Raw genomic sequence first — 914 nt, 5'->3', positions numbered from 1 at the left:
AGAAACAGCAGCCGCCAGGGCGCTTTCTGTTGCAGGGCGCCGGCCAGAATGCCGCTGATCCCGGCCACCCGGCCGTTGAACAGCATCAGGATCAGGGCCGACAGCCCCACCAGCATGCCGCCCCCGAGGGAGAGCAGCCATTGGCTTTCCATCATCGAATTTCCTCATCTGAGTGACAAAAATGGGTTTGCAGCCCCAGGGCCCAGCGGTTTGTCCCGTCGACCCGATACAGGGATAAATTAGCAACTCCTGATATTAACGTCATTGTATGAAATGACATTAAATTAGCAACATCTAAATAAAGATGGGGAAGCGCAGTGGCCGCGACGCGAGGCGGGATCCGTTCACCGGCGTCTGTCCCGCCGCCATGCTCGGGCGGATGGGCCCGGCATCGCCCAGGCCTGCTCATCAGACGGGGGGGCATTGGCAGCATATTGGAAAAATCTCATATTGTTTCAATATGTTGCTATCAGGGCGCCAAGGTTTACCCCGATCGCCGCATCGGCTACCATGTCGCCTCTTTATCACTAGCGGAGACCATAGGTGGGCAACTCATCAAGTGACAGACGCACGCCGACCCTCATCGTCGGCACCCAGGTCGCGAGCTAGCCGCAGCTAGTTTTCTGCCGCGACTCGCCACCCAGCGAGAAGTGGATCCCTCTTCTTCCCCGCTTTTCACACTTGACGTCAGGTGACGCGGACTCATCCCCGGCACCTTGCCTGCATAGTTTCTGCTTCCCACAAGGAGGCTGCTATGCGCTTGATTTCAAACAACCCTTTCGCTGACAAATCCCCTTCCCTGCTGAGCAGACTGGGGCGGAGCCTGCGGCCGCTCTGGCAAGGCGGCAGACGACGTCAGCACCTCTATCGGCTGCACATCCGCTGCGAGGACAGAGCCGACATGGAGCAGGTGC

At 58.8% G+C, this 914-nt stretch carries 1 protein-coding gene; it reads right to left on the bottom strand.

The window, feature by feature from the left end; all coding sequences use genetic code 11:
* Window positions 1-155, bottom strand: a 155-nt coding sequence (locus tag BN1119_RS20965) for a YeeE/YedE family protein (protein WP_042000087.1), incomplete at its 3' end; no start/stop codon positions are given.
* Window positions 156-914: the final 759 nt, after the last annotated feature.

It is taken from the genome of Aeromonas bivalvium, assembly GCF_000819765.1.
In the GTDB taxonomy this organism is placed as follows: domain Bacteria; phylum Pseudomonadota; class Gammaproteobacteria; order Enterobacterales; family Aeromonadaceae; genus Aeromonas; species Aeromonas bivalvium.
Note: the sequence above shows the minus strand (reverse complement) of the source record. Positions and strands in the feature narration are given on the sequence as shown.